Below are 6920 nucleotides of genomic sequence, written 5' to 3'. Positions count from 1 at the left end.
AGTGACGGGCGCGGGGGGGTGCCCCGCTCGGCGGGGGGGCCCTACCTCGACGGCGCCCCCGCGCCGGCGGCCCCCGGGGGGGGGGCCGGGCCCCGGGGGGGGGCCGCCCCTCCGGCCGTTGCGGCCGACTACTGGCGCGAGCCGATGACGTCCGCGGGGCGGCCGGACACGGCCATCCGGCCCGGGACCACCGTCGCCAGCACCGCGAGCAGCGCCGCGAAGCCGAGCACGCCGAGGTACATCAGCGGGTCGACGGCCGGCGAGGCGGAGCCCGTCATGCCGATGCTGAAGGCGGTCAGCACCGCGAAGGCGATACCGGTGCCCAGCACCGCGGAGATCAGCACCACCAGCGCCGACTCGATCCGGAGCATGCCCATCACCTGGCGCCGGGTGGTGCCGACGAGCTGGAGCAGGGCGAACTCGCGGGTGCGGTCCGAGACCGACATGGCCAGCGTGTTGACCACGGCGATCGCGGTGAAGGCGATGATCAGGCCCATCGCCACGTAGTTGACCTCGGCGTTGGACTGTTGCACCTCCGCCTGCAGGTCCTCGACCTGACCGCGGTCCAGGACGCCGATGCCGGGCAGGCCGCCCAGCGCCTTCTGCAGCTCGCCGCGCCCGGCCCGGCCGTCACCGGCCGTCTTGACCAGCAGCGAGGAGGCCAGCGGGTTGTCGACGTGCTGCGAGACCAGCGCGTGGGACATCGTCAGGTCGCCGAAGCCCAGGCCCCGTTCGTACACCGCGGCCACCGTCAGCTCGGTCACCGTACCGTCGCCGAGGGTCAGCTTCAGGGTGTCCCCCGGCTTCTTGCCCAGGTTGTCGGCGGCGACCTCGCTGAGCGCGACGCTCCTCTCGCCGAAGCCGTCGAGGCTGCCGCCGGTGACGCCCGGGTCCCAGGTGCTGGTCAGGCCCTCGGTGGACACGCCCTGCGCCGGGTACTTCTCCAGTCCGACGCGCACGGAGGTGCGGACCACCTCGGTCACCGCGGTCACACCGGGCACCCGGCGCAGCGAGTCCGCCGCCTGTGCGGGCACGCCGGGGCCGGCCGAGCCGACGACCCAGTCCGCCTTGTTGCCGGCCTTCGCCTGGGCGGTGGCCGCGGCCCCCATGGTGGTCTGTACGAAGAACACCGTGCAGGCCATGCCGATCAGCAGGGCCAGCGGGGTGATCGCGGCGGAGAGCCGCTTGGTGTTGGCGCGGGCGTTGGCGGTGGCCAGGTAGCCGCCGACCCGGGAGGCCCGCAGCGGCACGCCGAGGACGGCGACCGCGATCCGGGCGATCAGCGGGCCGAGCAGCGAGACCGCGACGGCGAGCACGACGACCGACAGGAACGTGACCGGCGTGGAAGCGGGCTCGGTGCGCAGCGCGGCGAGGACCGCCAGGAGCACGATGCCACCGGCCAGGAAGGCCGCGCCGGCGCCGAGCCGGCCCCAGGCGAAGTTCCGCTGCTCCATGGCCGCTTCGGACAGGGCCTCGGCGGGCCTGATCCGGGCGGTGCGGCGGGCGGAGATCCGGGCCGCGGCCCAGGCGCCGAGCAGGGCCGCGCCGATGGCGGAGAAGAACGGGAAGACGCTGAACGTCACTTCGAGGGTGTCCGGGATGGCCTTGAAACCGACGAACTTGCCGTGCAGCCAGTAGGCGATGGGCAGCCCGGTCACCGATCCGAGCACACCGGCGAGGAGGCCGACGATCAGCGCCTCGCGGCCGATGAGCTGCCGCACCTGCTTGGGGGTCGCGGCGATGGCCCGCAGCAGCGCCAGTTCGCGGTAGCGCTGCTGGATGGACAGGGCGAAGGTGCCGACGACCACGAGGATCGCGACGAGCAGCGAGGTGCCGCCGATCGCGCCGCCCATGGAGACCAGCTTGATCCGGGCCTTGGCGGCGTCCAGGAACTCCACCGGGCCGCGCTCGCCGCCCGTGGCCACCTGCGCGGTGGTCCCTTCGAGGGCCTGCTTGACCTGCCCGGCGAGGTCCTTCGTGGACACGCCCGGCTTGGGCAGGACGCCGACCGCGGCGACCTGGCCCTCGCGGCCCGAGAGCCGCTCGGCCTCGGCGTCGGAGAAGAACAGGGTGGTCTGCTGCTTCAGGTCGCCGCCGGCGGGTGCCGCGATGCCGGTCACCCGGTAGGTGCGCGGCGAGCCGGTCGACTGCACGGTCAGCTCGGCGCCGGGCTCGATCCCGGCCCGGCCGGCCAGTTCCCGGTCGACGACGACCTCGTCCGCGCCGACCGGGGCGGCGCCCTCGGCCAGGGTGAACGGGGTCAGGGCCGCCGAGGTCCAGGCGTGCCCGTACGAGGGCTTGCCGTCGACGCCGGGGACCACCTGGCCCTTCGGGGTGACCGCGTACGCGGGGAAGGTGACCTCCGGCACTGCCGCCTCCACCCCGGGCAGCGCGGCCACCTTGGCCGTGGTGCCGGCGGGGATCCAGACGCGCTCGCCGAGCGGCTTGGCCTTCTCCTTCTTCTTGGTCTTGCCCTTCTTCTCCTTGGTGGTGACCTGGTGGACGTTCTGGTCGCCGCTGACGATGACGGGGGCGCCGGCGTACCGCTCGGTGCCGATGGTGCCCCTCAAACCGGTCTCCAGGAGGATGCCGCAGGCCGTGACCAGTGCGGCGGCACAGAAGAGGGCGAGGAACGCGCCGATGAAGCCGCCCTTGCGGGCGCGCAGGGTCTGCAGGGCATAGCGCAGCATCAGGCCCACGCTCCCAGGTGGGTCATGCGGTCGGCGACCCGGTCCGCGGTCGGGGAGTGCATGGTGTCGACGATCCGGCCGTCGGCGAGGAAGAGGACGGTGTCGGCGTACGAGGCGGCGACCGGGTCGTGGGTGACCATGACCACGGTCTGGCCGGTATCGTCGACGCAGGACCGCAGCAGGGCGAGGATCTCCTTGGCGGTCACGGTGTCGAGGGCGCCGGTCGGCTCGTCGCCGAAGATCACGTCCGGGCGGGTGATCAGGGCGCGGGCGATCGCCACGCGCTGCTGCTGACCGCCGGACAGCTCGGCGGGCCGGTGGGTGGCACGGCCCCCCAGGCCGACCCGCTGCAGGATCTCCTCCAACCAGTGCGGGTCCAGGCGCTCGCCGGCCAGGCGCAGCGGAAGCTCCACGTTCTGCCGCACCGACAGGGCCGGGATCAGGTTGAACGCCTGGAAGACGAAGCCGATGCGCTCGCGGCGCAGCCGGGTCAGCTGGGTCTCGTTCATCCCGCCCAGCTCGGTGTCGCCGATGTACGCGCGGCCACCGGTCGGCTTGTCCAGGCCCGCCGCACAGTGCAGGAACGTGGACTTGCCGGAACCGGAGGGTCCCATGACGGCCGTGAACGAGCCCCGCTCGATGCCGACCGAGACGCCGTCCAGTGCGCGCACGCCACGGCCGCTCTTTCCGTACTCCTTCACGACCGCGTCAAGGCGCAGCGCGTACCCGGGGGATCCGGCGCCGCTCTGTCGGCGGAGGCTGTGCGTCTCGGTCCTCATGCGCGACCAGTCCTTCCAAGGCTTCGAGGGGGGTTCGTCAGCACGATCCGCGTGTGGCGGATGCAACACCCTCGATCCTTGACGGCGGATCTATACCGGCTCTACGAGGACGGGCGCGGGCAACGCGTTCCGGCCGAAGGCGGGGCGCCTTCGGCCGGAACGCGGTGTTCGCACGTGTCAGTCCGGCCTCCGGCCGCTCCGTCGCGTGCGGGTCCAGCGGTGGACCAGCGCCGCGGCGGTCGCCGCCGCGCACAGGGCGTACGCGATGACGACCCAGTGGGCCGGGGTGCGGCCGGCACCGAGACCGTGCGCGAGGCCCGCGGCCCAGCCGGCGTACGCGAGACCGTGGAGGACCCGGAACGGCCGGATCCAGCGGCGGGTGGCGAACACGCCGCGCCACAGGCCGGTGATCAGGGCCAGGACGAACAGCTGCGCGGCGAGGGTGCCGAGGTCGACGAACAGGCTGCCGCTGCCGAAGCCGAGGGCGGCCTGCACGGCGGTGACCCGGCCCCCGGCGACCTTCACCCCGATGTGGACCAGGAGGAAGCCGACCCCCGCGACGGCGGCGGCCCGGTGCAGCTGCTGCGCGAGCTGACGGCGGGCGGGGGCCAGGACGTCCCGGAAGACGGTGGCGAGACCGAGCATCACGGAACAGGAGAGCGCCACGAGTGCGAAGACCCCGGCCATCCGGTCCAGGAACACCTGGAGGGCGCCGCCGGCGAGCGCGCCGACCGCGAGGAGCAGGCCGACGCAGGCCAGGCCGGCGGTGACGGAGCGGGCGCCGGGGGGTGGCGTGTGCGGGGGCCCCGGCCGCGCGGGCGAGGGCCCGGCGGGGGCCGCCCCGGCGGGGGCCGCCCCGGGGGCGGTGGGCGGTTGCCCGGTCGGGCGGGTGGTCGTGCGGGCCATGGGGGTCTCCGGGTGGGGTGGTGGGCATCCGTGCGGGGGGCGGCCGGTCGGCCACGCGGGCCGTACGCCGGGGCGCCGCCCCGGACCCTGCGCCTCGAACGCCGGCGGGGCTGGATGTGGCCCCGGCCCGGACGCCGGCCTGCGGGACGGTGCCCGGCGCCGGCGCAGGAAGGTCGGGGGCGCGTGCTGCGGACGCGGGCCCGGGGCCGGTTTCGGGGCTCCGCCCCGGACCCCGCGCCTCAAACGCCGGCGGGGCTGGATGTGCCCCCGCCTCCAGCATCAACGGGCGGGCTGGATGTCACCCCGCCTCCAGCATCGACGGGCGGTCTGGATGTGCCCCCTCAGGTGTTCGCGGGGTTCCGGTCAGAGCATTAGGGGCGGTGGCGGTGGACGGGGCCCAAGAGGGAGCCGTCCAGCGGGCGGGCCAGGGAGGCTGACCAGTTGCCGTCGAGGTCGAGGTCGTCGACCTGCCACCGGGTGACCTCGCCCTGGTAGCCGTGGACCACCTCGACCGGGCCCGGTACGCCCGGGGTGACGTCGAGGGCGTTCAGGTCGATGCCGAGCAGGCCCAGCCCGACGCCCTTGAGTACGGCCTCCTTGCGGGTCCACACCCGGTGGAAGGCGGCGGTCCGCTCGGGCCCGGCGGGCAGCGACATGATGTACGCGTACTCGGCGGGCGCAAGGACCACGTCGGCCAGCGAGCCGGACTCGACGGGCCGCAGGGCCTCGATGTCCACGCCGATCCAGTCCCCCGCGTGCAGCGCCAACACCCCGCACCCGTTGGTGCGGGTCAGGCTCACGGCGAGCCCGACCGCCGGTTCGGCCACGGCCGGCGGGCCGTGCTCCAGGTCCCCGCAGCCCGGGCAGACCCGGCGGCCGAGGGCCACCGTGCGGGCGTCGACGCCGAGCAGCCCGCCGATGGCACGGCGGGCGCCGGCCCGGGTGCGGACGAACGCGGCGGCGTCCCGTTCGGCGCGGTAGCGGCGGGCGCGGACCTGTTCGACCTCGTCGAGCAGGTCGAAGTCGTCCTGGTCGACCCGGTCGCCCAGCGGCCACCACCACACGTGGGCCTCGCCGGTCTCCTCGATCCGGGCCGCTTCCCGTGCGGCCGGTGAGGGCACGTGCACGTCCGGAGCCGCGAGCAGCTGCCTGGTGATCTCCGTCATCTCCGGTTCCTCCTCTCCCCCCTCGCCAGGGGCGTCGTCAGGTCAGTCCGCCGAGGCGCAGGAGCAGCTCCTTGACCTCGGTGGCGTGGTAACGGGCCCGTTCCTGCTCCGGGTCGGAGCACAGCAGGAGCGGCCCGTCGCGGTCGTCCCCGGGCAGCCGGCCGTGGCTGCCGCGGACGCAGCCGGGATCCAGCGGCACCACTCGGAGCGGCGCCCGCAGGCCGGCCTTCTTCTTCAGCACGGCCAGGGCCGCCTTCGCCCTGACCGCCGGGTCGGCGGGGTCGAAGAACAGTTCGGCCGGGTCGTAGCCGGGCTTGCGGTGGATCTCGACGCCGCGCGCGAAGTCGGGCGCGTGGCGGTCGTCGAGCCAGTAGTAGTACGTGAACCAGGCGTCGGGTTCGGACACGGCGACGAGCTCGCCCGCGTTGGGGTGGTCGATGCCGTAGTCGGCCTGCTGGGTGCGGTCCCAGACCTCGTCGACGCCGTCCAGCGCCTTCACTACGTCGCGCACGCGCGGGACGTCGTACGGGTCGGCCACGTACACGTGGGCGGCCTGGTGGTCGGCCACGGCGAAGGCCCGGGAGGTGTACGGGTCGAGGTACTCCATCCCGCGCTGGCGGTAGACCGACAGCAGGCCCTCGCGGCGCAGGGCGCGGTTGACGTCCACGGGCCGGCTGACCGGGGAGATCCCGTACTCGCTGAGCGCGACGACGGTGGTGCCGCGCTCGCGCAGGGCGGCGAGGAGCGGTCCGAGCGCCGCGTCGGCCTCGCGGGCGGCCCGGACGGCCCGGGGGCCGTCGGGGCCGAAGCGCTGGAGGTCGTAGTCGAGGTGCGGGAGGTAGATGAAGGACAGGTCGGGGTCGCGGGTGTCGGCGACGTGCCGGGCGGCGCCCGCGATCCACCCCGTGGAGGTGAGCGAGGCGGTCGGGCCCCAGTACTGGAAGAGGGGGAACTCGCCCTGGAGGTCGGTCAGTTCGTCGCGGAGGGCGGCGGGCACGGTGTAGCAGTCGGGGGCCTTGCGGCCGTCGTGGTGGTAGACGGGGCGGGGGGTCAGGACGGTGTCGACGTCCGCGCCCATCGCCCACCACCAGCACAGGTAGGCGGTGGTGTGGCCGGGGTCCCGGCGGCGGGCGGCCTGCCAGACCTTCTCCCCCTGCACCAGGGCGTTGTGCTGGCGCCACATCATCACTTCGCCGTGGTCGCGGAAGTACCAGCCGTTGCCGACGGCCCCGTGGGCGCTGGGCAGCAGCCCGGTGGTGAGGGTGGCCTGGACGGTGGCGGTGACGGCGGGGAAGACGGTGTCGAGCGGGGCGGTGAAGCCCTGCTCGCCGACGGCCCGCAGGTTCGGCATGTGGGGCAGCAGGCGGGGGGTGAGCCCG

Annotated in this window: 5 protein-coding genes; all 5 read right to left on the bottom strand. The window is 74.6% G+C overall.

Annotated elements, in window-relative coordinates; all coding sequences use genetic code 11:
- Positions 1-128 precede the first annotated feature (128 nt).
- The 5 genes from ACFV7Q_RS19430 to ACFV7Q_RS19410 all read right to left on the bottom strand — a co-directional run bounded on the left by ACFV7Q_RS19430 (position 129) and on the right by ACFV7Q_RS19410 (position 6892).
- The gene (locus ACFV7Q_RS19430) at positions 129-2690 is read right to left on the bottom strand and encodes an FtsX-like permease family protein (protein WP_385429902.1); all 2562 of its coding nucleotides are present in this window, start codon (positions 2688-2690) and stop codon (positions 129-131) included.
- A complete protein-coding gene (locus tag ACFV7Q_RS19425) occupies positions 2690-3469 on the bottom strand; it encodes an ABC transporter ATP-binding protein (protein WP_385429900.1) in 780 nt (259 codons plus the stop codon). Before ACFV7Q_RS19425 ends, ACFV7Q_RS19430 begins: the two co-directional genes overlap by 1 nt.
- Before the next feature lie 177 nt (positions 3470-3646).
- Positions 3647-4375 (bottom strand): hypothetical protein, encoded by a 729-nt coding sequence (locus tag ACFV7Q_RS19420; protein WP_385429899.1) that lies wholly within the window; start codon positions 4373-4375, stop codon positions 3647-3649.
- Positions 4376-4746: 371 nt separating this feature from the next.
- A complete protein-coding gene (locus ACFV7Q_RS19415) occupies positions 4747-5541 on the bottom strand; it encodes a 4'-phosphopantetheinyl transferase superfamily protein (protein ID WP_385429897.1) in 795 nt (264 codons plus the stop codon).
- A 37-nt stretch (positions 5542-5578) separates the two neighbouring features.
- Positions 5579-6892, bottom strand: a complete 1314-nt coding sequence (locus ACFV7Q_RS19410; protein ID WP_385429905.1) for an alkaline phosphatase family protein — start codon at positions 6890-6892, stop codon at positions 5579-5581.
- Positions 6893-6920 lie beyond the last annotated feature (28 nt).

Origin of the sequence: Streptomyces sp. NPDC059851 (assembly GCF_042732005.1) — a bacterium.
In the GTDB taxonomy this organism is placed as follows: Bacteria; Actinomycetota; Actinomycetes; order Streptomycetales; family Streptomycetaceae; genus Streptomyces.
The sequence above is the reverse complement of the archived record's forward strand: the minus strand, read 5'-3'. Positions and strand labels throughout refer to the sequence as shown.